Annotated in this window: 21 protein-coding genes and 1 riboswitch; of the genes, 5 read left to right on the top strand and 16 right to left on the bottom strand. The window is 72.7% G+C overall.

Annotation, left to right across the window (positions count from 1 at the left end; translation table 11 throughout):
* Window positions 1-76: 76 nt before the first annotated feature.
* The 9 genes from FHX78_RS29410 to FHX78_RS29370 all read right to left on the bottom strand — a co-directional run bounded on the left by FHX78_RS29410 (window position 77) and on the right by FHX78_RS29370 (window position 7,594).
* Complete coding sequence (locus FHX78_RS29410) at window positions 77-1,150, bottom strand: hemolysin family protein (protein ID WP_145870415.1); 1,074 nt, start codon at window positions 1,148-1,150, stop codon at window positions 77-79.
* Window positions 1,147-2,478, bottom strand: a complete 1,332-nt coding sequence (locus tag FHX78_RS29405) for a hemolysin family protein (protein WP_145870414.1) — start codon at window positions 2,476-2,478, stop codon at window positions 1,147-1,149. The genes FHX78_RS29410 and FHX78_RS29405 overlap by 4 nt, the downstream gene beginning before the upstream one ends.
* A gap of 292 nt (window positions 2,479-2,770) precedes the next feature.
* Entirely contained in the window at window positions 2,771-3,241 is a 471-nt protein-coding gene (locus FHX78_RS29400) for a PH domain-containing protein (RefSeq protein ID WP_145870413.1), read from the bottom strand.
* Window positions 3,242-3,261: 20 nt separating this feature from the next.
* Window positions 3,262-4,125 carry an ATP phosphoribosyltransferase gene (gene hisG, locus FHX78_RS29395; RefSeq protein ID WP_145870412.1) on the bottom strand — a complete coding sequence of 288 codons (864 nt, stop codon included), beginning with the start codon at window positions 4,123-4,125 and terminating at the stop codon, window positions 3,262-3,264.
* Window positions 4,126-4,172: 47 nt separating this feature from the next.
* Window positions 4,173-4,445: a phosphoribosyl-ATP diphosphatase gene (locus FHX78_RS29390; RefSeq protein WP_029383007.1), complete on the bottom strand. Its 273-nt coding sequence runs from the start codon at window positions 4,443-4,445 to the stop codon at window positions 4,173-4,175.
* Between the two features lie 34 nt (window positions 4,446-4,479).
* Complete coding sequence (gene ribH, locus FHX78_RS29385; RefSeq protein WP_145870411.1) at window positions 4,480-4,965, bottom strand: 6,7-dimethyl-8-ribityllumazine synthase; 486 nt, start codon at window positions 4,963-4,965, stop codon at window positions 4,480-4,482.
* A 21-nt stretch (window positions 4,966-4,986) separates the two neighbouring features.
* Window positions 4,987-6,345, bottom strand: a complete 1,359-nt coding sequence (locus FHX78_RS29380; RefSeq protein WP_280117374.1) for a bifunctional 3,4-dihydroxy-2-butanone-4-phosphate synthase/GTP cyclohydrolase II — start codon at window positions 6,343-6,345, stop codon at window positions 4,987-4,989.
* Window positions 6,342-6,983 (bottom strand): nicotinamide mononucleotide transporter family protein, encoded by a 642-nt coding sequence (locus FHX78_RS29375; RefSeq protein WP_145870410.1) that lies wholly within the window; start codon window positions 6,981-6,983, stop codon window positions 6,342-6,344. Before FHX78_RS29375 ends, FHX78_RS29380 begins: the two co-directional genes overlap by 4 nt.
* Window positions 6,980-7,594 carry a riboflavin synthase gene (locus FHX78_RS29370; protein WP_145870409.1) on the bottom strand — a complete coding sequence of 205 codons (615 nt, stop codon included), beginning with the start codon at window positions 7,592-7,594 and terminating at the stop codon, window positions 6,980-6,982. The genes FHX78_RS29375 and FHX78_RS29370 overlap by 4 nt, the downstream gene beginning before the upstream one ends.
* 144 nt (window positions 7,595-7,738) lie before the next feature.
* A riboswitch (FMN riboswitch) is annotated at window positions 7,739-7,869 on the bottom strand.
* 220 nt (window positions 7,870-8,089) lie between these two features.
* Between FHX78_RS29370 and FHX78_RS29365 the strand changes: the two genes are divergently transcribed.
* On the top strand, window positions 8,090-10,423 hold the full coding sequence (locus FHX78_RS29365) for a chitinase C-terminal domain-containing protein (RefSeq protein WP_145870408.1): 2,334 nt from the start codon (window positions 8,090-8,092) through the stop codon (window positions 10,421-10,423).
* Window positions 10,424-10,592: 169 nt separating this feature from the next.
* Complete coding sequence (locus FHX78_RS29360) at window positions 10,593-11,339, top strand: SDR family oxidoreductase (RefSeq protein ID WP_145870407.1); 747 nt, start codon at window positions 10,593-10,595, stop codon at window positions 11,337-11,339.
* A 42-nt stretch (window positions 11,340-11,381) separates the two neighbouring features.
* Here the strand turns inward: FHX78_RS29360 and FHX78_RS29355 are convergent, their stop codons facing one another.
* A complete protein-coding gene (locus FHX78_RS29355) occupies window positions 11,382-12,569 on the bottom strand; it encodes an ROK family transcriptional regulator (protein WP_145870406.1) in 1,188 nt (395 codons plus the stop codon).
* Between the two features lie 153 nt (window positions 12,570-12,722).
* Here FHX78_RS29355 and FHX78_RS29350 point away from each other — a divergent pair, with 153 nt between their 5' ends.
* On the top strand, window positions 12,723-13,928 hold the full coding sequence (locus FHX78_RS29350) for an MFS transporter (RefSeq protein ID WP_145870405.1): 1,206 nt from the start codon (window positions 12,723-12,725) through the stop codon (window positions 13,926-13,928).
* On the opposite strand, the gene FHX78_RS29345 is transcribed toward FHX78_RS29350, so the two are convergent.
* On the bottom strand, window positions 13,888-14,346 hold the full coding sequence (locus FHX78_RS29345) for an acyl-CoA thioesterase (RefSeq protein WP_145870404.1): 459 nt from the start codon (window positions 14,344-14,346) through the stop codon (window positions 13,888-13,890). The two genes, FHX78_RS29350 and FHX78_RS29345, sit on opposite strands and share 41 nt — an antisense overlap.
* A gap of 176 nt (window positions 14,347-14,522) precedes the next feature.
* Between FHX78_RS29345 and FHX78_RS29340 the strand changes: the two genes are divergently transcribed.
* Entirely contained in the window at window positions 14,523-15,926 is a 1,404-nt protein-coding gene (locus FHX78_RS29340; protein ID WP_145870403.1) for a uracil-xanthine permease family protein, read from the top strand.
* Here FHX78_RS29340 and FHX78_RS29335 read toward each other — a convergent pair.
* Entirely contained in the window at window positions 15,908-17,044 is a 1,137-nt protein-coding gene (locus FHX78_RS29335; RefSeq protein ID WP_145872206.1) for a glycoside hydrolase family 6 protein, read from the bottom strand. The genes FHX78_RS29340 and FHX78_RS29335 overlap by 19 nt on opposite strands.
* A 173-nt stretch (window positions 17,045-17,217) precedes the next feature.
* On the opposite strand from FHX78_RS29335, the gene FHX78_RS29330 reads away from it, so the two are divergent.
* The gene (locus FHX78_RS29330) at window positions 17,218-17,904 is read left to right on the top strand and encodes a DUF5995 family protein (protein ID WP_145870402.1); all 687 of its coding nucleotides are present in this window, start codon (window positions 17,218-17,220) and stop codon (window positions 17,902-17,904) included.
* A gap of 32 nt (window positions 17,905-17,936) precedes the next feature.
* Here FHX78_RS29330 and FHX78_RS29325 read toward each other — a convergent pair whose 3' ends face one another.
* From FHX78_RS29325 to FHX78_RS29310, 4 genes are all read right to left on the bottom strand, one after another.
* The gene (locus FHX78_RS29325; protein WP_145870401.1) at window positions 17,937-19,634 is read right to left on the bottom strand and encodes a flavin monoamine oxidase family protein; all 1,698 of its coding nucleotides are present in this window, start codon (window positions 19,632-19,634) and stop codon (window positions 17,937-17,939) included.
* Window positions 19,635-19,672: 38 nt separating this feature from the next.
* Entirely contained in the window at window positions 19,673-20,461 is a 789-nt protein-coding gene (locus tag FHX78_RS29320) for a carbon-nitrogen hydrolase family protein (protein ID WP_145870400.1), read from the bottom strand.
* 346 nt (window positions 20,462-20,807) lie between these two features.
* Window positions 20,808-22,007, bottom strand: coding sequence for an MFS transporter (locus FHX78_RS29315; protein ID WP_145870399.1), 1,200 nt, complete (start codon window positions 22,005-22,007; stop codon window positions 20,808-20,810).
* Between the two features lie 159 nt (window positions 22,008-22,166).
* Window positions 22,167-22,619 (bottom strand): Lrp/AsnC family transcriptional regulator, encoded by a 453-nt coding sequence (locus FHX78_RS29310; RefSeq protein WP_145870398.1) that lies wholly within the window; start codon window positions 22,617-22,619, stop codon window positions 22,167-22,169.
* Window positions 22,620-22,624 lie beyond the last annotated feature (5 nt).

Raw genomic sequence — 22,624 nt, 5'->3', positions numbered from 1 at the left:
CAGGGGCGCCGACGTCGCGGCCGGCGCCCCCGGGACTGTCCGCCGGGACGGCGGCGAATGCCGCCGCCCCTCCCCGTCAGGCCATCGCCTCCTCCGGTGCCCCGCTCGCCCTCGGGGCCGTGACCGTCACCTCCCGGTGGGCCGGGTCACGCACCTCACCGACCAGGAGCTCCAGCACGTCCTCCAGGGCGACCAGGCCCAGGACCCTGCCGGACGCGTCGGCCACCTGGGCGAGGTGGGTCGCCGCGCGGCGCATCACCGTGAGGGCGTCGTCCAGCGGCAGTTCGGGCCGGAGGGTCGTCATGGGCCGCCACAGCCGCTGCGGGACGGCACGGCCGGAGTCCTCCAGCTCCAGTACGTCCTTCACGTGCAGGTAGCCCATGAAGGCACCGCCGTCCGCGGCGACCGGGAAGCGGGAGTACCCGGTGCGGGCGGTGAGCTCCACGATCTCCCCCGGGGTGACGGAGGGCGTGACCGTCACCAGCGACGCGCTGTCCAGCAGGACGTCCGTCACCGGGCGGGAGCCCAGTTCCAGGGCGTCCTCGAGGCGCTCGGCCTCCTCGGGGTCGAGGAGACCCGCCTGACCGGCGTCCTCCACCAGGCGGTTGAGCTGCTCGCTGGTGAACACGGCCTCGATCTCGTCCTTCGGCTCGACCCGGAAGAGCCGCAGGACGGCCTGGGCACAGGCGCCGAGCGCGAACGTGACCGGCTTGCACAACCGGGCGAACCAGACCAGGCCGGGGCTCAGCCACAGCGCGGCCGTCCCGGGCGCCGCCATCGCCAGGTTCTTCGGGACCATCTCGCCGATGACGAGGTGGAAGAAGACCACGACGGCGAGCGCGATGACATAGCCGAGCGGGTGGATCATGCCGTGCGGCAGGTGCATCCACGCGAACACCGGCTCCAGCAGACGGGCGACCGTCGGTTCGGCGACCGCGCCGAGCGTCAGCGAGCAGACGGTGATGCCGAACTGGGCCGCCGCCATCATCTGCGGCAGGTGCTCCAGGCCGTACAGGACCTGGCGGGCGCGGGCGGTGCCGAGCGGTTCGATCTGGCTGCGGCGGACCGACACGAGCGCGAACTCGGCGCCGACGAAGAACCCGTTGGCGAGCACGAGCAGCGCGGCGAACAGGAGTTGCAGCAGGCTCATCCGGCCGCCTCCACCAGGGGCAGCGGTGCCGTCCTGACCAGACGGACCCGTTCGGCCCGGTAGTGGCCGACGCGGCGCACCGACAGCCGCCAGCCGGGCAGCTCCGCACGGTCGCCGACGGCCGGGATCCGGCCGAGCAGATCGGCGACCAGACCGGCCACCGTCTCGTACGGGCCCTCGGGGACCTCCAGGCCGATGCGGCGCAGGATGTCCACGCGGACGCCGCCGTCGACGTCCCACGCCGGGTTGCCGTCCTCGGGCGGGGCGGCGGCGAGCTCGGGGACGTCCTGTCCGTCGTGCTCGTCGCGCACCTCACCGACGATCTCCTCGACGATGTCCTCCAGCGTGACGACTCCGGCCGTGCCGCCGTACTCGTCGACGACGACCGCGATGGGCTGTTCGCTGCGCAGCCGCTTCAGCAGCGGCCGTACGGGCAGGGTCTCGGGGATCAGCAGCGCCGGGCGGGCGATGCGGCCCACGGGGGTGCGCAGCCGGTCGTGCACGGGCACCGCGAGGGCGTCCTTGAGGTGCACCATGCCGACGATCTCGTCGATCCGCTCCCGGTAGACGGGGAAGCGGGACAGACCGGTGGCCCGGGTCAGGTTGACGACGTCCTCGGCGGTGGCCGAGGACTGCAGGGCGCTGACCTTCACACGCGGGGTCATGACGTGCTGCGCGGTCAGTTCGCCCAGGGACAGGGTGCGCACGAAGAGGTCCGCCGTGTCCTGTTCCAGGGCGCCGGCCCGGGCGGAGTGCCGGGCCAGGGAGACGAGTTCGCCGGGGGTGCGGGCGGAGGCCAGCTCCTCGGCGGGCTCGAAGCCCAGGGCGCGCACCAGACGGTTGGCCACGGCGTTCAGCCCGGCGATGACCGGCCGGAACAGCCGGGCGAACGCGTGCTGCGGGCCCGCGACGAAGCGCGCGACCTGCAAGGGCCGGGACACCGCCCAGTTCTTGGGGACGAGTTCGCCGATCACCATCTGCACGGCGGACGCCAGCAGCATGCCCACGACGACGGCGACCCCGGGGACGGCGCCCTCGGGGATGCCGATGCCGGTGAACGGGCCGTGCAGCAGTGCGGCGAGCGCGGGCTCGGCCAGCATGCCGACGACGAGGGAGGTGATGGTGATGCCGAGCTGGGTGCCGGAGAGCTGGAAGGAGAGTTCCTTCAGCGACTCGACGACCCGCCGGGCCCGGCGGTCGCCGTCGGCGGCGGCCTGTTCGGCGTCCGGCCGCTCCACGGTGACCAGGCCGAACTCGGCCGCCACGAAGAAGCCGTTGGCGAGGATCAGCAGGAACGCGGCTGCGAGCAGCAGCAAGGGGGTGGTCATGATGCCGCCGCCTTCGCACGCGCGTGGACCGTGTGGCACGGGTCCGCGCTATGTCGGCAGGGGGCGGCGCAGGTACTGCAGGACGATCCGTCCATCGCCGGAGGGGGTCACTCCTCGGGTAGCAGGAGCCCCTGCGCTCCGGGCGGGGCGACAGGGGCGGAGGCGCTGTCGGCGCGCCTCCGCCCACCAGATTAATCAAGACACGGGCCACTGCGGCAGGTGGACGTTCCCGAAGCGCTCCCGAAGCGTCCCCGACGCCTGTCCGGGCAGACCCCCGTGGACCCGCCGGGCGTCAGCCCCGGGCTGCCCCGGGACCGGCCGTGGAGCGCTCCTCCGCGAGCGCCCGCAGGGTGCGCGCGTCGGCGATGGCCTGCCGCTTGGCGATGCCCGGCTGGATGCCCAGCGCGGGCATGCTGGTGCCGTCGCTGAGGTCGAGGAAGACCCAGGGGTCACCGGGACGCAGGTGCACCTGGAGGATCTCCGCCCACTCCAGGCGGCGCCGGCTCACGATGTTGACGACGGTGACGCCCGCCTCGTCGGCGACGACCTTCGGCCGGGCCAGCAGGAACAGCACACCGGCCAGCAGCGCGGCGGTGAACACGAAGCTGATCCGCTCCCCCGGGCTAAGGTGCTCCAGCAGGAGCGCGATCAGGGTGATGACCAGGAACAGCGCGGTGCCCGCCGCGAGCAGCACGGTGCGGGTGCGGCCCGGACGGAAGGTGACGGGCAGTGCGGGCAGCTGGTCCGGGGTGACGTCCGACATGGTGGTGGTCCGGGGCCCGGTCAGAGGCGGCAGGCGTGGATGGCCGTGGTGAGGATGGCGCGGGCGCCGATGTCGTAGAGGTCGTCCATGATCCGCTGGGCCTCCTTGGAGGGGACCATCGCGCGGACGGCGACCCAGCCCTCGTTGTGCAGCGGGGACACGGTCGGGGACTCCAGACCGGGGGTGAGCGCGACGGCCTTCTCCAGCTGCTCGACCCGGCAGTCGTAGTCCATCATCACGTAGGTCCGGGCGACCAGGACGCCCTGGAGGCGGCGCAGGAACTGCTGCACCTTGGGCTCGACGGTCTCGTCGGCCTCGTCGGCGCCCCCGGTGCGGCGGACGACGACCGCCTCGGACTTCATGATCGGCTCGCCGATGACCTCCAGGCCCGCGTTGCGCAGGGAGGTGCCCGTCTCGACGACGTCGGCGATGACCTCGGCGACGCCCAGTTCGATCGCGGTCTCGACGGCTCCGTCGAGGTGGACGACGGAGGCGTCGATGCCGTGGTCGGCCAGGTGCTTGGCGACGATGCCCTCGTAGGAGGTGGCGATCGTCATGCCGCCGAGGTCGGCGACGCCGCCGGCCGTGCCGGGCCGGGTGGCGTAGCGGAAGGTGGAGCGGGCGAAGCCGAGCGGCAGGATCTCCTCGGCCCGGGCACCGGAGTCGACCAGCAGATCGCGGCCGGTGATGCCGATGTCGAGGCGGCCGGAGGAGACGTAGATCGCGATGTCGCGGGGGCGGAGGTAGAAGAACTCGACCTCGTTCGTCGGGTCGACGATCCGCAGTTCCTTGGATTCGCGGCGCTGCTGGTAGCCGGCCTCATGCAGCATCTCCGCCGCAGGGCCGGACAGTGAACCCTTGTTGGGGACGGCGATGCGCAGCATGAGGTCGGCTTCCTTCGTCTGGAGGGGTGTGGTGCGAACGTCGGTCGTTACAGGTGGGCGTAGACGTCGTCGAGGGAGATGCCGCGGGCGACCATCATCACCTGGACGTGGTACAGCAGCTGCGAGATCTCCTCGGCGGCCGCCTCCTTGCCCTCGTACTCGGCGGCCATCCAGACCTCGGCGGCCTCTTCGACGACCTTCTTGCCGATGGCATGGACGCCCTTGTCCACCAGTTCGGCGGTGCGGGAGGTGGCGGGATCGCCGTGGGCGGCCTTCTGCTGGAGCTCGGTGAACAGCTCCTCGAACGTCTTCTTGGACATGGTGGTCCTTACCCTACGCGGTGACGGGGACTGCTCACCGCCAGGGTTCGGATACCGAACGCAGGCACGCCGCGGTCGCCACGGCGGCGGTGACCGCCTCGTGGCCCTTGTCCTCGTTCGAGCCGGGCAGTCCGGCACGGTCCAGGGCCTGCTCCTCGGTGTCGCAGGTGAGGAGGCCGAAGCCGATGGGCACACCGGTGTCGACCGACACCTGGGTGAGGCCCTGGGTGACGCCCTGGCACACGTAGTCGAAGTGGGGCGTGCCGCCCCGGATGACGACGCCGAGGGCGACGACCGCGTCGTAGCCGCGGCCGGCCAGGACCTTGGCGACGACCGGGAGCTCCCAGCTGCCGGGGACCCTGAGCAGGGTCGGCTCGTCGATGCCGAGGTCGTGCAGGGCGCGCAGGGCGCCGTCGACCAGTCCGTCCATCACCTTCTCGTGCCACTGTGCCGCGATGACGGCGACCCTGAGGTCCCCGACGTCGCTCACGGACAGTTCCGGTGCACCCTTGCCGCTCACGTCTCTCCTTGGTGGTTCTCGTTACTGGTTGCCGCAGGCGGGCACGGTCGGCGTGTCCAGCCAGGGCAGGTCGTGGCCCATCCGGTCCCGCTTGGTGCGCAGGTAGCGGAGGTTGTGCTCGCTCGCGGTGACGGGCATCGGCTCGCGGCCGGTGACCTCGATGCCGTGCCGGGCGAGCGCGTCGGACTTGTCGGGGTTGTTGGTCATCAGGCGGACGCCGCGAACGCCGAGGTCGGCGAGGATCTGCGCGCCGGCGCCGTAGTCGCGGGCGTCGGCGGGCAGGCCGAGTTCGAGGTTGGCGTCGAGGGTGTCGCGGCCGCGCTCCTGGAGTTCGTAGGCGCGCAGCTTGGACATCAGGCCGATGCCGCGGCCCTCGTGTCCGCGCAGGTAGACCACCACGCCGCGGCCCTCGGCCCGTATGCGGTCCAGGGAGGCGTCCAGCTGGGGGCCGCAGTCGCAGCGCCGGGAGCCGAAGACGTCGCCGGTGAGGCATTCGGAGTGGACGCGGACCAGCACGTCCTCGCCGTCGCCGATCTCGCCGTGGACGAGGGCGACGTGCTCGACGCCGTCGACGGTGGAGCGGTAGCCGTACGCGGTGAAGGTGCCGTGGGAGGTGGGCAGGTGGACCTCGGCCTCGCGGCGGACGGTGGGTTCGGCGGAGCGGCGGTAGGCGATCAGGTCCTCGATGGAGATGATCGTCAGGCCGTGCTTGCGGGCGAAGGGGATCAGCTCGGGCAGGCGCAGCATGCGGCCGTCCTCGCCGGCGATCTCCACGATGCAGCCGGCCGGGCGCAGGCCCGCGAGGCGGGCGAGGTCGACGGCGGCCTCGGTGTGGCCGTTGCGCTCGAGCACGCCGCCCGGGCGGGCGCGCAGCGGGAAGATGTGGCCGGGGCGGACGAAGTCGTCGGGCCCGGCGGTGCCGGACGCCAGCAGCTGGAGCGTGGTGGCGCGGTCGGCGGCGGAGATGCCGGTGCTCACGCCGTGGGCGGCAGCGGCGTCGACGGAGACGGTGAACGCGGTCCTCATCGACTCGGTGTTGTCGTCGACCATCTGCGGGAGCCGCAGCCGGTCCAGTTCCCCGCCCTCCATGGGGGCGCAGATCAGGCCGCGGCACTCGCTCATCATGAAGGCGATGATCTCCTCGGTCGCCTTCTCGGCGGCGATGACGAGGTCGCCCTCGTTCTCGCGGTTCTCGTCGTCGACGACCACGACGGGCCGGCCGGCCGCCATGTCGGCGACGGCCTGCTGGACGGGGTCGAGCACGAGGTCCTCGAGGTCGTCGGTGCCGTACGGGGTGGGCGGGACGAGGGGCGTGGCGCGACGGGGGTCGCCCCAGGCCCTCTGCTCCGGGGTGGTGGCGGGAGACGGGTGGGCGCTCATGCCGGCGCTCCTTCCAGGGCGGGCCGCGCGTCGCGGGAGCGCAGCCACCAGTCGCGCAGTCCCCACAGGACCAGCGCGCCGTAGATGACGTAGACGAAGCCGGAGAAGGCGAAGCCGTTGGCGAAGTTCAGCGGGACGCCGACGAGGTCGACCAGGAGCCAGGCGAACCAGAACTCGACCATGCCGCGGGCCTGGGCGTACATGGCGACGATCGTGCCGACGAAGATGTAGGCGTCCGGCCAGGGGTCCCAGGACAGGGACGGGTACAGGGTGAACAGTCCGCCGACGGCCAGGGTGCCCGCGATCGCGGCGACCACCAGGAGGATCCGTTCGCGGTGGGTGGCGAACCGTACGGCGATGGAGCCGTCCTGCGCCTGCCGCCGGCCGCGGTTCCACTGCCAGAAGCCCCAGGCGGCGACGAGCATGACGACGATCTGCTTGCCGGCGCTGCCGGAGAGGTGGGCGGTGGCGAAGGCCGCGAAGAGGATCAGGCCGGAGACGAACTGGGCGGGCCAGGTCCAGATGGAGCGGCGCCAGCCGAGGGCGAGGGCGATCAGCCCGACCACGTTGCCGATCATGTCCGACCACTTGATGTGCTGGTCGAACAGGGTGAACGCCTCGGAGTTGAGCCAGTTCACCGGGCCGCCCCCGTTCCGGCGGCGCGGTCGCCGAGCATCCGCTCGACGTACTTGGCGATGACGTCCACCTCGAGGTTGACCGGGTCGCCGGGCTGCTTGGTGCCGAGCGTGGTCAGGGCGAGCGTGGTGGGGATCAGACTGACGGTGAAGTGGTCGGATCCGGCGTCGACGACGGTGAGGCTGATGCCGTCGACGGTGATGGAGCCCTTCTCCACGACGTAGCGGGAGAGGTCGGCGGGGAGGGAGATCTTCACGATCTCCCAGTGCTCGGACGGCTCGCGCCCGATGATCTCGCCGGTGCCGTCGACGTGTCCCTGCACGATGTGGCCGCCGAGGCGTCCGCCGACGGCCATGGGGCGTTCGAGGTTGACGCGCGATCCGACGGTGAGGGCCCCGAGGCTGGAGCGGTTCAGGGTCTCGGCCATCACGTCGGCGGTGAACTCGTCGCCCTCGTGCTCCACGACCGTGAGACAGACACCGTTGACGGCGATGGAGTCACCGTGCCGGGCGCCCTGGGTGACGACGGGGCCGCGCAGCCGGAAGCGACAGGCGTCGCCGAGGGTTTCGACGGCGGTGATCTCGCCCAGCTCTTCGACGATTCCGGTGAACACTTCCCGGGTCCTCCTGCCTCTTCGGGCACGGACTCCGGGGCTGTCGATGACGACAGTAAGTACGGGCGAGGACACCGGGGCGACGCCGGACAGGGCTCGCCTCGTCGGCGAACCGGTACGGCGGCGCGCATGGATGCCCGCCCGCCGCGCACTGCCTCCCATCCGGACTTTAACCGTCGGTCCAGGAATTTCACCTGGTCAACCGGTCGCTGGAGGCGACCGGGTCGCGGACTGTAACCGCCGGTTCGGACTTTCACCGACCCCGGAGTGCGCTGCTACTGGTACAGGGCCAGTCTGCCACGGCCGGCCGTGCTCCATGCGGGTGGGGTGTGTGGAGTGGCTCACAGGCGGTGACCCGGGGGCTGCCGAGCGTCGCACCGGGGGCAACTCGCCCTGCGCGGGCCCCCCTTGACACCCCGTAATTGGTCCATACCTATTGACGCTGTGGTCTAGTCCTCTTAGGGTCTGCGCAACTTCCGTGGAGAGGAACCCACTGTGCCGTCCCCCACACGCACCGGGGCGAGACCCGCGCTGCTCGCTTCCGCCGCCGCCGTCGCGGGCCTGCTGCTCGCGGCCCTGCCCGCCACCGTCTCCCACGCCGCCGACCAGGAGTCCTGCCGCCCCGACGGCCTGTACCGGACCCCGGGCGCCGACGTCCCGTACTGCACGGTCTACGACTCGGCCGGGCGGGAGAAGATGGGCTCCGACCACCAGCGGCGGGTGATCGGCTACTTCACCGGCTGGCGCACCGGCAAGGACGGCAAGCCCGCCTACCTCGCCTCCGACATCCCGTGGGACAAGGTCACCCACATCAACTACGCGTTCGCGCATATCGACAAGGGCAACAAGCTCTCCGTCGGCCCCGACGGCGCCGACAACGCCGCGACGGGGATGACCTGGCCGGGCGTGGCCGGTGCCGAGATGGACCCGCAACTGCCCTACCGGGGCCACTTCAACCTGCTGAACAAGTTCAAGAAGCAGCACCCGGACGTCAAGACGCTGGTCTCGGTGGGCGGCTGGGCGGAGACCGGCGGCTACATCGACGAGGCCGGCGAGCGCGTGGACTCCGGCGGCTTCTACTCGATGGCCGCCAACGCCGACGGCTCGGTCAACCAGGCGGGCATCGACACCTTCGCCGACTCCGCGGTCGACTTCATCAGGACGTACGGCTTCAACGGCGTCGACATCGACTACGAGTACCCGACGACGATGAAGGACGCGGGCAACCCGCTCGACTGGTCCTTCGCCAACGGCCGCCGGGCCGGGCTGGTCAAGGGGTACGCGGCGCTGATGAGGACGCTGCGCGAGAAGCTGGACCGGGCGGGCGCGGCGGACGGCCGGCACTACCTGCTGACGGTCGCGGCGCCCTCGTCCGGCTACCTGCTGCGCGGCATGGAGACCTTCCAGGTCCAGAAGTACCTGGACTACGTCAACATCATGTCGTACGACCTGCACGGCGCCTGGAACGAGTACGTCGGCCCGAACGCCTCCCTGTTCGACGACGGCCGGGACGCGGAGCTGGCCGCCGCGAACGTCTACGGCAGCGCCCAGTACGGCGGCATCGGCTACCTCAACACCGACTGGGCCTACCACTACTTCCGCGGCTCCATGCCGGCCGGCCGGATCAACATCGGACTGCCGTACTACACACGGGGGTTCAAGAACGTCCAGGGAGGGACCGACGGCCTGTGGGGCAGGGCGGCCGCCTCGACCTGCCCGGCCGGTTCCGGTCTGGCCAAGTGCGGTGACGGCGCCGTCGGCATCGACAACCTCTGGCACGACCTCGACACCGACGGCAAGGAGTCTCCGGCGGGCTCCAACCCGATGTGGCACGCCAAGAACCTCGAGAAGGGCATCGTCGGCGACTACGTCACCGAGTACGGCTTCCCGGCGGACACCCGGCTGACCGGCACGTACACCCGCAAGTACGACCCGACGCTGGTCGCGCCCTGGCTGTGGAACGCCGAGAAGAAGGTCTTCCTGTCCACCGAGGACGAGCAGTCGGTCGCGGCCAAGGCCGACTACGTCGTGGAACGCGGCATCGGCGGCACGATGGTGTGGGAACTGGCCGGCGACTACGACTGGAACGCCGCCGAGGGCCAGTACGAGACGGGCGACACCCTCACCTCGCTGATGTACGACAAGTTCAGGTCGGCCGCTCCGTACGGCGCGAAGAAGTCGAACGCGGAGCTGCCCGCGAAGGCCGTGGACGTGGACGTGGAGTTCACGGAGTTCAAGCTGGGCGACTCCAACTACCCGATCACGCCGAAGCTGCGCATCACCAACCGGACGAGGACCGCGCTGCCGGGCGGCACGGAGTTCCAGTTCGACTACGCGACCGCCGCTCCCGGGAACGCCTCCGACCAGTCCGGGTTCGGCACCAAGGTGATCAGGAGCGATCACAGCGGCAGCAACGTGGGCGGTCTGAAGGGCGACTTCCACCGGGTGTCGCTGAAGCTGCCGGCCTGGCAGTCGCTGGCCCCGGGCGCGAGCGTGGACCTGTCGTTCAACTACTACCTGCCGGTGTCCACGCCCTCCAACTGGACGGTGACCATCGGCGGCACCGCCTACGCGCTGGCCGGTGACCTGGCGCGCGGGACGACCGTCGTCGAACCGGGCACCGGCACCACCCCGACGGACCCGCCGACCACACCGCCCGGTGAGCCGGGCGACTGCGCGGAACCGGCCTGGACCGCGGCGACGGCGTACGGCGGCGGCAGCGTGGTCTCGCACGACGGGCACGTCTGGAAGGCGCAGTGGTGGACGCAGGGCGAGGAGCCCGGCACCACCGGCGAATGGGGGGTCTGGCGGGACCAGGGAGCCTGCTGACCCACCTCACGGAACCGGCCCGGCGGCGGTGACGACGGCCCTTGCCCGCCGCCGGGCCTCACCACGCCCGCCCCGCTCGCGCGGGTGCGGGCGGCGCCGATCACGGGAAAGCTGGGACCCGTACGGCGCCGGCCGACGCGGGCGCACGGTGGCGGAAAGGGCTGGACGGATGACCACGATCCTGGTGACCGGCGGGACCGGAACCCTCGGCCGGCACGTCGCCGAGCGGCTGCGGACGGACGGGCACGAGGTGCGGGTGCTCAGCCGGCACTCGGTGCCCTACGCCGTCGACCTGCGCCAGGGCGGCAGCCCGCTGGACGCGTCCGTCACGGGCGCGGACACGGTCGTGCACTGCGCCACGTCACCGCGCGGCGGCGACGAGAAGGCCGCGCGGAACCTGATCGCGGCGGCGCGGCGGGCCGGGGTGAGCCACCTGGTGTACATCTCGATCGTCGGTGTCGACCGGGTGCCGTTCGGCTACTACCGGTCCAAGCTGGCCGTGGAGCGGATGGCCGAGGACTCCGGGATCGGCTGGACGGTGCTGCGCGCCACCCAGTTCCACGATCTGCTGCTCACGTTCTTCGACGGCCTGGCCAGGCTGCCGGTGCTGCCGCTGCCGGCCCGGGTGAAGGACCAGCCGGTCGAGGTCACGGAGGTCGCGCGGCGCCTGGCCGACCTGGCCCGGGGCGGACCGGCGGGCCGGGTGGACGACCTGGGCGGGCCGGAGGTCCGCACGTTCGACTCGCTGGCCCGCGCCTATCTGAAGGCGACGGGCCGCCGGCGCGCGGTGGTGAAGGTCCCGCTGCGCGGCGCGGCGTACCGCGCCTTCCGCGACGGCGGTCATCTCGCTCCGGAGCGGGCGGTCGGCGTCACCACGTTCGACGAGTTCCTGGCCCAGCGGTTCCCGCGCCGCTGAGTCCCGGCGGAGCGGCGCGGGAACCGCTTCCGGGCAGCGCGGCTATCCCGGGGTTCCGAACAGGTCCTCCTGGGCGCGGTCGCGGGCGGTGAGCAGCGCGCCGCGCAGGACCGCCGTACCGCCCAGGGCGCTGGGTCGGACCTCGGCGGGCAGCGGGGAGATGGCGGCGAGGCGGTCCTGGACCCGGGCGGCGAGCGCTGCCCCGCCGGCCCGGCCGACCTCGCCGCCCAGCACCACGCAGCCGGGGTCCAGCAGCGCGACCACCGAGGCGACGCCCACCGCGATCCGGTCCGCCAGGGTGTCGAGGAACCGCGCCCCCGCGCTGCCGGGTCCGTCCGCCGCGACCGCCGCCCGTACCGCGCCGGCCGCCTCCGGTGCGCTTCCGCCCGGCGCGGCGACGCCGTACTCCTCGGCGAGCGCCACGACCGCCGCCGACCCCACCAGGGAGTGGAAGCCGCCCCCGCAGTCGGTGGCCGACGGCAGCCCGTCCGTCCCCGGCACCGGGAGGAAGCCGATCTCCCCGGTGCCGCCCGAGGCGCCCCGGCGCAGGACGCCGTCGAGGATCACGGCCGCGCCGGTGCCGTGCCCCAGCCACAGCAGGACGAAGGTGTCCCGGTCGCGGGCGGCCCCGTCGCGCTGCTCGGCCAGCGCGGCGAGGTTGGTCTCGTTCTCCACGCTGACCCGGGCCTCGGGGAGCCGTTCCTGGAGCGCGGCGACCAGGCGGCGGTGCCACTCGGGCAGTCCGGTGGAGTCGCGCAGTTCGCCGCTGGCGGGGTCGATCAGGCCGGGTGCGCCGATGCCCACGGTGTGCGGCCGGTCGGCGCCCGCCTCCTTCACCGTCCGCTCGACGAGAGCCACCGCCTGTTCCACCGCCGGTCCCGTCCCCGCGTCCTGGGTGATCGGCGCGGCCGCCTCGGCCAGCACCTCCCCGACCAGGTCCGACACCACGACGGTGACGCCCTCGGTGCGCACGTCCAGCGCGGCCAGGTGCGCGCGGTCCGCGACGATCCCGTACAGCTTGGCGTTGGGCCCGCGCCGCTGCTCCCCCGCCTCCCCGACCACCCCGATCGCACCGGCCGCGGCGAGGCGTTCCACCAGGTCGGCGACGGTGGGCCGGGACAGGCCGGTCAGCTGCTTCAACTGCGCTGCCGTCAGCGGGCCTTCGCGCTGGAGCAGGCGCAGGGCGAGCCGGTCGTTGAGGGCTCGGGCGGTGCTCGGGGATGCGGCCATGCCGGGATCCTTCCAGATCGGCGGGACCGGTCGGACGGGAGGACCGGCGGGCGCGGGCCGGGGCCGTGGACCCGGGCCCCTTATCTTTCAGGCAGGGTTCCTGATAGTTTACGGCGGCGCGTACGGGAACGGACCACCGGGAGGGGCGGGGCGATGAGTGCAGCGGTGTACGCACCACATGAGGTGAAGCGGGCGCGGTACGCCGTGGCCGCCGTGTTCGCGGTGCACGGCGCCGTCACCGGTTCGTTCGCCACCCGGGTCCCGTGGATCCAGGACCACGCCGGGGTGAGCGCCGGGCAGCTGGGGCTCGCGCTGGCCTTCCCCGCGCTCGGCGCCTCGGTCGCCATGCCGCTGGCCGGCAGCGTCAGCCACCGCTTCGGCGCCCGCACCGCGCTGCGCGGGCTGATCGCGCTGTGGACGCTGGCGCTCGTCCTGCCGTCGATCGCCCCGAACCTGCTCACCCTCTGCCTGGCGCTGTTCGTCTACGGCGCCACGGCGGGCATGTCCGACGTGGCGATGAACGCGCTGGGCGTGGAGGTGGAGAACCGCCTCGACAAGTCGATCATGTCGGGGCTGCACGGCATGTGGAGCGCCGGTGCGCTCATCGGCTCGGCGGCCGGCACGCTCGCGGCCCACCTCGGCTCGGACGCCCGGCTGCACCACGCGCTGGCCGCCGCCGTCCTGACGGTGGCGGGTGTCGTCGCCTGCGCCTGGGTGCTCGACCTGCAGCCCGCCGCGGACGAGGAGCCGCCGCCGCGGTTCGCGCTGCCGCCCCGTTCCGCGGTGGTCATCGGCGCGATCGGGTTCTGCGCGGTGTTCGCGGAGGGCGCGAGCCTGGACTGGTCGGCGGTGTACCTGCGGGACCAGCTGGAGGCCTCGCCCGGTCTCGCGGCGGCCTGCACGACCGGGTTCACCCTCACCATGGCGATCGCCCGGATCGCCGGTGACCACGTGGTGGACCGCTTCGGCGCGGTGCGCACGGTCCGCGCGAGCGGTGTCGTCGCCGTCCTCGGCGGTCTGCTGATCGTCCTCTCGGAGCACCCGGCGACGGCGATGGGCGGCTTCGCGCTGATGGGGCTCGGCATCGCGGTGGTCGTGCCGCTGTGCTTCGCCGCCGCCGGACGCAGCGGCTCCAACCCGAGCCTGGCCATCGCCGGCGTCGCCACCATCACCTACACCTCGGGGCTCATCGCCCCGAGCGCGATCGGCCTGCTGGCCCAGGCGACCAGCCTGATGGTGTCGTTCGTCCTGGTGACGCTGCTGTCGTGCGGCATCGCGGGCTTCGCGGGCGTGCTGCGCGCGGGCGACCGCACGAAGATCACGCGTCCGGACGCAGCAGTTCCCGCGCCGCGGCCCTGAACGCCTCGCTCCAGGGCGCCGGGCGCAGCGTGGCGGCGTCCAGCCGCACCAGCACCCGGCTGCCCCGGGCGTAGGTGACCGTGCCGTCCGCCGAGCAGAAGCGGAAGCCGTAGGTCAGCCCGGTCGTGCCCAGCCGGTCCAGCCAGAGGTGGACGGCGTAGCCGCCGGTCCGGGTGACCGGCGCGTCGTAGCCGATCCGGAACTCCTTGACCGCGTTGCAGGCGTCACCGGCCGCGGCCCAGTCGCCGTCGAAGCGGACGCCCTTGTCCTGCCACAGTTCCGTCCACGCCCGCTCGACCAGCAGCGGGTAGCGGGCGTTGTGCAGCAGACCCAGCGCGTCGAGGTCGTCGAAGTGGACGGTCACGGGCATCAGCCGGCCGTACGGCGGTGCGGGGGCGGGCGGGGCTTCGGCGGTCACGGTGCGGTGCTCCTGGGACGTGCGGGACGGATGCCGCCTCCATCGAAACGGCGGCGCGCCCTCATCCTAAGCAGACGCTCAGCGCGCCCCGCCTGCTCGACCGGCTGTACGAAGCACTCCTGCTCAGCCCCCACAATGGTCCGGACACGCTGCACGTACGACGAAAGCGACACCCCATGGATCTCGGCGTCCGGTGGACACGGCACGGCGACGGGCGCACCCCGGCCCCCGGCGCGGTGGTCCGCCCCGACGAACGGCTCTCCTGGCCCCGCACCGCGGGCCTGGGCGCCCAGCACGTCGTGGCGATGTTCGGGGCGTCCTTCGTCGCCCCGGTGCTCATGGGCCTGGACCCCAACCTGGCGATCATGATGTCGGGCGTCGCGACCGTCGTCTTCCTGCTGGCCACCCGCGGCCGGGTACCGAGCTACCTGGGCTGCTCGCTCTCCTTCGTCGGCGTCGCCGCCGTCATCCGGGCCCAGGGCGGCTCCAGCGCCACCGTGACCGGCGCGGTGTTCGTGGTCGGGGCGGCGCTGTTCCTGGTGGGGCTCGCGGTGCGGCACTTCGGCGCGCGGATCATCCACGCCGCGATGCCGCCGATCGTCACCGGCGCCGTCGTCATGCTGATCGGCTTCAACCTGGCGCCGGTGACGGCGGCCACCTACTGGCCGCAGGACCAGTGGACGGCCCTGTTCGTGATGCTGTTCACCGGTCTGGCCGTGGTCTGCCTGCGCGGCTTCTGGTCCCGCATCGCGATCTTCCTCGGGCTGGTCTTCGGTTACGTCCTGTCCTGGGCGCTGGACCGGATCCTCGGGCAGATCCACTCGGCGGACGCGAGCGGCAAGGTCACCGACCACTGGCGCCTGGACCTCTCCGGGGTCGGCCGCGCCGACTGGATCGGTCTGCCGAACCTGCACGCCCCCTCCTTCGAGTGGTCGGCGATCCTGGTCGCCCTGCCGGTGGTCATCGCGCTGATCGCGGAGAACGCCGGGCACGTCAAGGCGGTCGGCGAGATGACCGGCGACAACCTCGACGACAAGCTGGGCACCGCGATCTCCGCCGACGGCGTCGGCTCCATGCTGTCCACCGCGGTCGGCGGCCCGCCCAACACCACCTACTCCGAGAACATCGGCGTGATGGCCGCGACCCGCGTCTACTCGACCGCCGCCTACTGGGCCGCCGCCGGTTTCGCCCTGCTGTTCGGTCTGTGCCCGAAGTTCGGCGCGGTCGTGGCGGCCATCCCGGGCGGTGTGCTCGGCGGGATCACCGTCATCCTGTACGGCATGATCGGCCTGCTCGGAGCCCAGATCTGGATCAACGCCAAGGTGGACCTGCGCAATCCGCTGAACCTGGTGCCGGCCGCCGCGGGCATCATCATCGGCGTCGGCAACGTCACGATGGAGTTCACCGACACCTTCTCCCTCAGCGGCATCGCGCTCGGCACCCTGGTCGTCATCACCGGCTACCACGCGCTGCGCGCCTTCGCGCCCGCCCACCTCAAGACGCAGGAACCGCTGCTCGACGAGGGCACCTCCTCCTACGACACCGACGGCACCGAAGGTGATCAGCGCGCCAGGTCGTAGGCGTACGACGGGGTGAAGGTGCCCGGCGCGCCCTTGCAGCCGTCCGACTCGCCCGGCAGCTTCACCCACAGATAGCCGTCGATGCGGGCCTCCCCCGTGCTGAGCGTCGGAGGCCGGCCGAGTCTGCGGCCGGCCGGGTCGCACCACTCGCCGCCGGTCGGGGCGCCGGCGCCGTTGCGGCTGGTGTCGATGACGGCGCCGAGGCCCGGCGGGCCGCCGAGGGCGTCGAGCACCGCCCGGTCGTAGGCGACCTCGTCGGCCGTGTCGTGGAAGTTGGAGACGTTGCTGAAGATGCCGTCGGAGGAGCCGGCCGACGCGGCCCCGGCCTGCCGGAGCCAGGCGGCCTGCTCGGCGGGCGCGTTCCAGCCGGAGTGCCCGGCGTCGAAGTAGACCCGCGCCCGGGGGTTGGCCTCCTTCAGCACCCGTCCGGCGCGGGCCAGCGAGGCGAACCGGTCGGCGCGTGCACCGGCGGACAGACACCCGGACTGGGCGATCGAGTCGGGCTCCAGGATCACGATGACCTCGCCGGTGCCCAGCCCGGCGGCGAACCGGTCGATCCAGGCGTCGTAGGCACCCAGATCGGGCGCCCCGCCCTCGGAGTGCCCGCCGCAGTCCCGGTCCGGGATCGCGTACGGCACGAGCACCGGTGTCCGGCCCTGCGCGGCAGCGCCGGAGGCGACCGCACGCACCCGGGAGGTGACGGAGTCCGGGGAGGGGTCGGCGAACCACACGGCCGCGGGCCGGTCGCCGATCCGGGACGCTATGACCGCGCGGCGCGGGTCGTCGGGGTTGGCCCGCAGCCAGTCCAGCACCTGGGACTCGGGGTGGCGGTAGAGACGGCCGGGCAGGGACGTGGTCCGCCGCTTCTGCTCGGTCCGGGACACGGACGGCTCGGGGCTCGCCTCCCGCCCCGTCTCCGCGGCGGCCTCGGCGGAAGGGGACTGCGACGCCGACGGGGAGAGCGACGGGGAGGGCGACGGCACGGCGGGCAGCGGTTGAAGCCGGGGCGACACGCTCACCTCGGGGCGGGCGGTGTCCGCGCCGCCTCCGTCGCCGACCGCCGACATCATCCCGGTGACGGCGCCCACCGCGACCACGACGGAGGCCGCGGCGACCATCGTGCCGCGCCGGGCGGCGCGTCGGCGTTCGGCCCTCCGTGCGGCCAGCCGCTGGGCACGCGAGCCTGACACAGTGCTGCTCCCCCTCCCCCACGGCGGGCGCGTTCCCCCGTTCCGGGGAAGCGCCGGGCCCGCCGCCACTCGTCCCACGGTAAAGGTGCGACCCTGCGCTCATGGCGCGATACGAACAAGTCCTCACTCCTGTGGACGGGGTCATCTCCCGTATGCGCGCCCTCGACGCGGCCCTGCCCGCGCGGGACGGGGTCGCGGTCTTCAACCGCGTCTACCTCGCCGTGACCGAGGCCGTGGACCGGGGCATCGACGCCGGCCGTTTCCCGGACGCGCGGGCGGCGATCGCGCTGGACGTGCGGTTCGCGGAGCGCTATCTGGCCGCCGTCGACGCGGTGTCCGGGGAGCGGCCGCCACCGGCCTGCTGGCGCCCGCTGTTCCAGTTCCGCCACCACCCCGGAGTACGTCCCCTGCAGTTCGCCCTCGCGGGCATCAACGCGCACATCGGCCACGATCTGGCGCTCGCCGTCGTGGACACCTGCCGTACGCTCGCCTGCGAACCCGGCGACCTGGAGGACGAGTTCGACCGAGTGGGCGACCTCCTCGTCTCGCTGGAGGAGCGCATCCGCGAAGAGCTGACGCCGGGCCCCGAACTGCTGCGGATCGCCGACCCGCTGACCCATCTGCTCGGCGCGTGGAGCCTGGAGCGCGCCCGGGACGCCGCCTGGACCACGGCCCGCGCCCTGTGGGCGCTGCGCCGGCTGCCGGACGTCGCCGGGGAGTTCACCGCGGGCCTGGACACGGCGGTGGGCTTCGCCGGCCGCATGCTGCTGACCCCGCTGCCGGACTGACCCGGCCCGGGGCCGCCGGAATATGGCCCCGCTCAGTCCTCGGGGAGCCGCACGGGGGCGATCTGGTCGTAGACGTCCCCGGGGCCCGGGTTGGTGGGGTCGGTCTCGCCGCCGAGGTGGCGCATGACGCCCCAGACCGCGTTCAGCGCGGTCTGGACGGCGCCCTCGGCCCACCCGGCGGTCCAGGAGATGTCGTCGCCGGCGAGGAAGATGCCCCGCTTGTCCTCGGGCAGCTCGTCCTGCATGAAGTGGGTGAACAGGCGCCGCTGGTAGCGGTAGTGGCCGGGCAGGTTGGCCTTGAAGGCGCCCATGAAGTAGGGCTCGTTCTCCCAGGAGACGGTCACCGGGTTGCCGATGATGTGCTTCCTGATGTCGACCTTGGGGTAGATCTCGCCGAGCGACTTCAGCATGACCTCCATCCGCTCGTTCGCGGACAGCGGCAGCCACTTCAGGCTGTCGTCGCACCAGGTGTACGACAGGCAGATCACGGCGGGCTTGCCGGGGCCGTCGTCGAGCAGGTAAGTGCCGCGCGTCATCCGGTCGGTGAGCGTCATCGACATGACGTCCCGCCCGGTCTCCTCGTCCTTGTCCAGCCAGAACGGCCGGTCGACGGGCACGAAGAGCTTGGAGCTCTCCATGTAGTGGGTGCGCTCGATCGCGGTCCAGTGGTCGATCGGGAACAGCGAGTCGTCGCAGGCGATCTTCGACAGCAGCATCCAGGACTGGGCGGTGAAGACCGCCGCCCGGTACGTGCGGATGTCGCCGTCGGCGTCCGTCACGGTGATGCGGTGGCCCGCGGTGCGGTGCAGCCGGGTCACGGCCGGACGCGGTGCGCCGCCCGGGTGCAGGGACTGCAGCGAGGTGCCGTACGGCCAGTGGACGATCTTCTCCGGCTCGCGCTCCCAGAGCCTGAGCGGCAGCTGCTGGGAGCCGCCGACGATGCCGCGGTGGTGGTCGTCGGCCTCGGTGTAGACGACCCGCAGGATCTCCAGGATGGAGTTGGGGAAGTCGGTGTCCCAGCCGCCGGTGCCGAAGCCGACCTGGCCGAAGATCTCGCGGTGCCGGAAGGACTTGAACGCCTGCGAGTCGCAGAGGAAGCCGTAGAAGGTCTGGTTGTCGAGCTTCTCGACCAGCTTCGCCCAGATCTCGCGGATGCGCGGCACGTCCCGCTCGCGCATGGCGCGGTTCATGTCGGAGAAGTCGGCGCCCTCTTCGAGGCACGTGTTCCAGGCGTTCGCCACGTCCCGGTAGACCTGCGGCAGGTCGTCGATCGTCTCGGCGTAGTGCGACTCGCCCTTGAGGTCGACGACCGTCGAGGGCGTCGCCTCGGCGAGGGGGTTGGGGAACGGCTGGGTCCGCAGTCCCACCAGGTCGATGTAGTGCTGGAGCGCCGTGGAGGACGGCGGGAAGCGCATCGCGCCCATCTCGGCGGTCAGGGAGGGGTCACAGCCCTCGAACCCCACGGTCCGCAGCCGCCCGCCGATCCGGTCGGCCTCGTAGACGACGGGCTTGAGCCCCATCTTCATCAGCTCGTACGCGGCGACGATGCCGGACAGTCCGCCGCCGATGACGGCGACCTCGGTGCCGTGCTCGGTCGCCGGTACCTGCCCCAGGCCCGCCGGATGGGCGAGGAAGTCGTCGTACGCGTAGGGGAAGTCCGGGCCGAACATGGTGATCGGCGGCTGCTGCTCGTCGGTGTGCTCGACGGCGTTGGGCACCGTGGACGTCATGGGGTACGGACTCCTTGCGGGGGTGGAACGAGGGAGGTTCAGACGAGGGACCCGTAGAGGCCGGGACGGCGGTCCCGCAGGTACGGGTTGTCCTCGCGGGACGCGGCCAGCAGGACGGGGTCGGCGTCGGCGAGGACGAGTTCCTCCGCGCGGCCGGCCCGGGCGCGGGCGACCCCGTCGGGGCCGGCCAGCGTGGACAGCCCGACGAACTCGAACTCGCCCTCCCGGCCGACCCGGTTGACGTACGCGATGTACATCTGGTTCTCGAACGCCCGCACCGGTACGACGGACTCGGCGACGAACTGGAACGGGTGCATCTGCGCGGTGGGCACCAGCAGCAGGTCGGTGCCGGCCAGCGCGTGGGCCCGCACGTTCTCCGGGAACTCGACGTCGTAGCAGATCATCAGGCCGACGGTGAGTCCGCCGAGCCGCGCCTGGGCGACGGGGCGGTCCCCCGGGGTGAAGTGGTCCCGCTCGAAGCAGCCGAAGAGGTGGGTCTTGCGGTGGTTCGCCAGACGGGTGCCGTCGGCGGAGACGAGCTGGACGGAGTTGTACACGGCGTCGCCGTCGCGCTCGGGGTAGCCGTAGGCGACGGCGAGGCCGTGCCGGGTGGCCGTCTCGGCGACCGCGTCGGCGGCGTCGCCGTCGGCGGGCTCGGCGAGCCGGGCGACGTCGGCGCCGATCGCGTACCCGGTCAGGAACAGCTCCGAGGTGACGAGCAGGCCGGCGCCCGCGGCGGCGGCACGGCCGGCCGCCTCGTCGAGGACCTTCAGGTTCTCGACGACGGATCCGGGCCGTCCGGAGCTCTGGAGCAGGGCGGTGCGCATGCGTGTTCCTCACCGGTACGCGGGGGTTTCGGGGGGCCGGATAGACGGTACGGTCGGCCGGCTCGGGCGGACAAGACGGAGCCGTTGCGCACGGGTGAGCGGTTCGTTGCGTCCGGGACGGGGACAACGGCGATTCGTTGCACCGGCCCCGTGCGGGCTGCCCGCGTACGGCGAGGAGGGGACGGGCCGGGGGTGTCCGCCCGCAGTGGCCGGCGCGTCCGCACCCTCACCTCACGGAGTCACCGATTCCGCGCCGGACCGAGGACACACACCCCCGCCCCGGCCCCGCCCCACCCACCGGACCGTAGGCGCGGCACCGCTCAGGCCGCACAGGGCACCGCAGACCTCACACCCCGCCCCTGCCCCTGCCCTTGCCCCCCACGAGCAGCACCCCCGCCGTCACCAGGTACGGCACCGCGAACACCGCGAAGGCGGTCCCGTGGGCGTGGCCCGAGGCGATCACCGCGTACCCCCCGTAGACCGAGACCGTCGCCAGCTCCGTGCCCAGGCCCGCCACCGACGTCAGGGTGGCCCGACCGCCGTCCTCGATGCGCCGCTGGAGCCGGGCGTCGGCCAGCACCGTCGCCGCCTGGAAGCCGCCGAAGGCGAGGGCGACGAGGACCAGCCCCGCCGGGCTGCCGTCGACCGCCCCGACGACCAGGGCGAGACCGGCCCCGGCCAGCAGGGCGGCCAGCCCGGCCGTACCGGTCCGCTCCCCCTCCCCGGCCAGCAGGCTCCCGGCGGTGGCGCCGGCCCAGATCAGCAGGAGCAGATACGGAACCGTGCCGTCGGCCACCCCCGTCCCCCTGACCAGCAGCGGCGTGTATTCGTCGAGGGCGCCCCACACCGCGCTCACCGCGGGGACGAGCAGCAGCGCCCCGCGTACGGACCGGTCGGCGCGGGCCTCGGCGAGTCCGGCCCGCAGCGTCGCCGTCCAGCTGTCGTGTCCGGCCGCAGGGGAGCGGTGCTCGGGGAACCGCGCGGCGACCACCGCCGTCAGCAGGCACACCAGCACGCTCGCGGCACCGACGGCGGCATGCCCGCCCCAGGCGAGCACGGGACCGGCGAGCCCCATCGCCGCCATCACCGCGACCAGCCCGGCCGCACGCGCCCGGCCCATCACGCGGGCGTACCGGTCGGCCGCGTCGAGCCGCTCCAGTTCGTCGTAGACCAGTGCCTCCAGCGCCCCGGAGCCGAGCGCCCCGCCGGCGCCCCACAGCACGAAGCCGACGGCGAAGGCGCCGTAGGACGGGACGAGCACCCACAGGGCGAACCCGGCGGCGGAGAGCAGCGGACCGAGCCACAGCAGCAGCCGGCGCGAGACGGCGTCGGCCCAGGCCCCTGAGGGGACCTCCAGGAGGACGCCGGTCACCGACCAGAGGGCGAACAGGGAGGAGATCTGCCAGACGCTCAGGCCGGTGTCGCTGAACAGCAGCGCGTACACCGGGTAGAGCAGGATGAAGTCTTCGAGGAACGCGTAGCCGTACAGCGTGGAGGTCAGCCGTCGTACGCGGTCGTCGGACACACGCGGGGGCGTGGTGGTCATGAGGCCTTCCCGGAAGGGCGGTTCGGACACCGGACGTGGAGGACGTACGGCGTCCGAGGCGGCCCTCGGGAGGCGCGGCTGGTGGATCAATGTCGCCAGGTCATGACCTCATGCTAGACGGGCCGGAGCGGATCCGGCCCGTCGTTTTCCCGGCGGGTGCTACGTGGGCGACCCCGACGAGAACCGCCGCAGCAGCGGGGACAGCACCAGCACCGACTTGGTTCGCTCGACGAACGGCTCGCCCGCGATGCGCTCCAGGACCCGCTCGAAGTGGCGCATGTCGGAGGCGAAGACCTGGGCGACCGCGTCGGCGTCGCCGGTGACGGTGGAGGCGGCCACGACCTCCTGGTAGCGCTCCAGGCCCCGCTGGATGGTCTCCGGGGAGGTGTTGCCGCGGCAGTAGATCTCGACGAACCCTTCCGTCTCCCAGCCGAGGGCGGCCGGGTCCACCCGGACGGTGAACCCGGTGATGGCCCCGGTCGCGCGCAGCCGGTCCACCCGCCGTTTCACGGCGGGCGCGGACAGGCCGATCATCTGGCCGATGTCCGCGTAGGAGCGGCGGGCGTCCTCGGCGAGGGCGTGCACGATGCGTTCGTCGAGATCGTTCAGCACTGCGG

Source organism: Streptomyces capillispiralis, assembly GCF_007829875.1.
GTDB classification, from domain to species: Bacteria; Actinomycetota; Actinomycetes; order Streptomycetales; family Streptomycetaceae; genus Streptomyces; species Streptomyces capillispiralis.
The sequence above is the reverse complement of the archived record's forward strand: the minus strand, read 5'-3'. Positions and strand labels throughout refer to the sequence as shown.

Bases quoted from the DNA above. Each gene is read 5' to 3' on its own strand.
- FHX78_RS29410 (WP_145870415.1), bottom strand. From the start codon at position 1,150: ATGAGCCTGCTGCAACTCCTGTTCGCCGCGCTGCTCGTGCTCGCCAAC.
- FHX78_RS29405 (WP_145870414.1), bottom strand. From the start codon at position 2,478: ATGACCACCCCCTTGCTGCTGCTCGCAGCCGCGTTCCTGCTGATCCTC.
- FHX78_RS29400 (WP_145870413.1), bottom strand. From the start codon at position 3,241: ATGTCGGACGTCACCCCGGACCAGCTGCCCGCACTGCCCGTCACCTTC.
- hisG (WP_145870412.1), bottom strand. From the start codon at position 4,125: ATGCTGCGCATCGCCGTCCCCAACAAGGGTTCACTGTCCGGCCCTGCG.
- FHX78_RS29390 (WP_029383007.1), bottom strand. From the start codon at position 4,445: ATGTCCAAGAAGACGTTCGAGGAGCTGTTCACCGAGCTCCAGCAGAAG.
- FHX78_RS29380 (WP_280117374.1), bottom strand. From the start codon at position 6,345: ATGAGCGCCCACCCGTCTCCCGCCACCACCCCGGAGCAGAGGGCCTGG.
- FHX78_RS29360 (WP_145870407.1), top strand. From the start codon at position 10,593: ATGACCACGATCCTGGTGACCGGCGGGACCGGAACCCTCGGCCGGCAC.
- FHX78_RS29355 (WP_145870406.1), bottom strand. From the start codon at position 12,569: ATGGCCGCATCCCCGAGCACCGCCCGAGCCCTCAACGACCGGCTCGCC.
- FHX78_RS29350 (WP_145870405.1), top strand. From the start codon at position 12,723: ATGAGTGCAGCGGTGTACGCACCACATGAGGTGAAGCGGGCGCGGTAC.
- FHX78_RS29340 (WP_145870403.1), top strand. From the start codon at position 14,523: ATGGATCTCGGCGTCCGGTGGACACGGCACGGCGACGGGCGCACCCCG.
- FHX78_RS29335 (WP_145872206.1), bottom strand. From the start codon at position 17,044: ATGGTCGCCGCGGCCTCCGTCGTGGTCGCGGTGGGCGCCGTCACCGGG.
- FHX78_RS29330 (WP_145870402.1), top strand. From the start codon at position 17,218: ATGGCGCGATACGAACAAGTCCTCACTCCTGTGGACGGGGTCATCTCC.
- FHX78_RS29325 (WP_145870401.1), bottom strand. From the start codon at position 19,634: ATGACGTCCACGGTGCCCAACGCCGTCGAGCACACCGACGAGCAGCAG.
- FHX78_RS29320 (WP_145870400.1), bottom strand. From the start codon at position 20,461: ATGCGCACCGCCCTGCTCCAGAGCTCCGGACGGCCCGGATCCGTCGTC.
- FHX78_RS29315 (WP_145870399.1), bottom strand. From the start codon at position 22,007: ATGACCACCACGCCCCCGCGTGTGTCCGACGACCGCGTACGACGGCTG.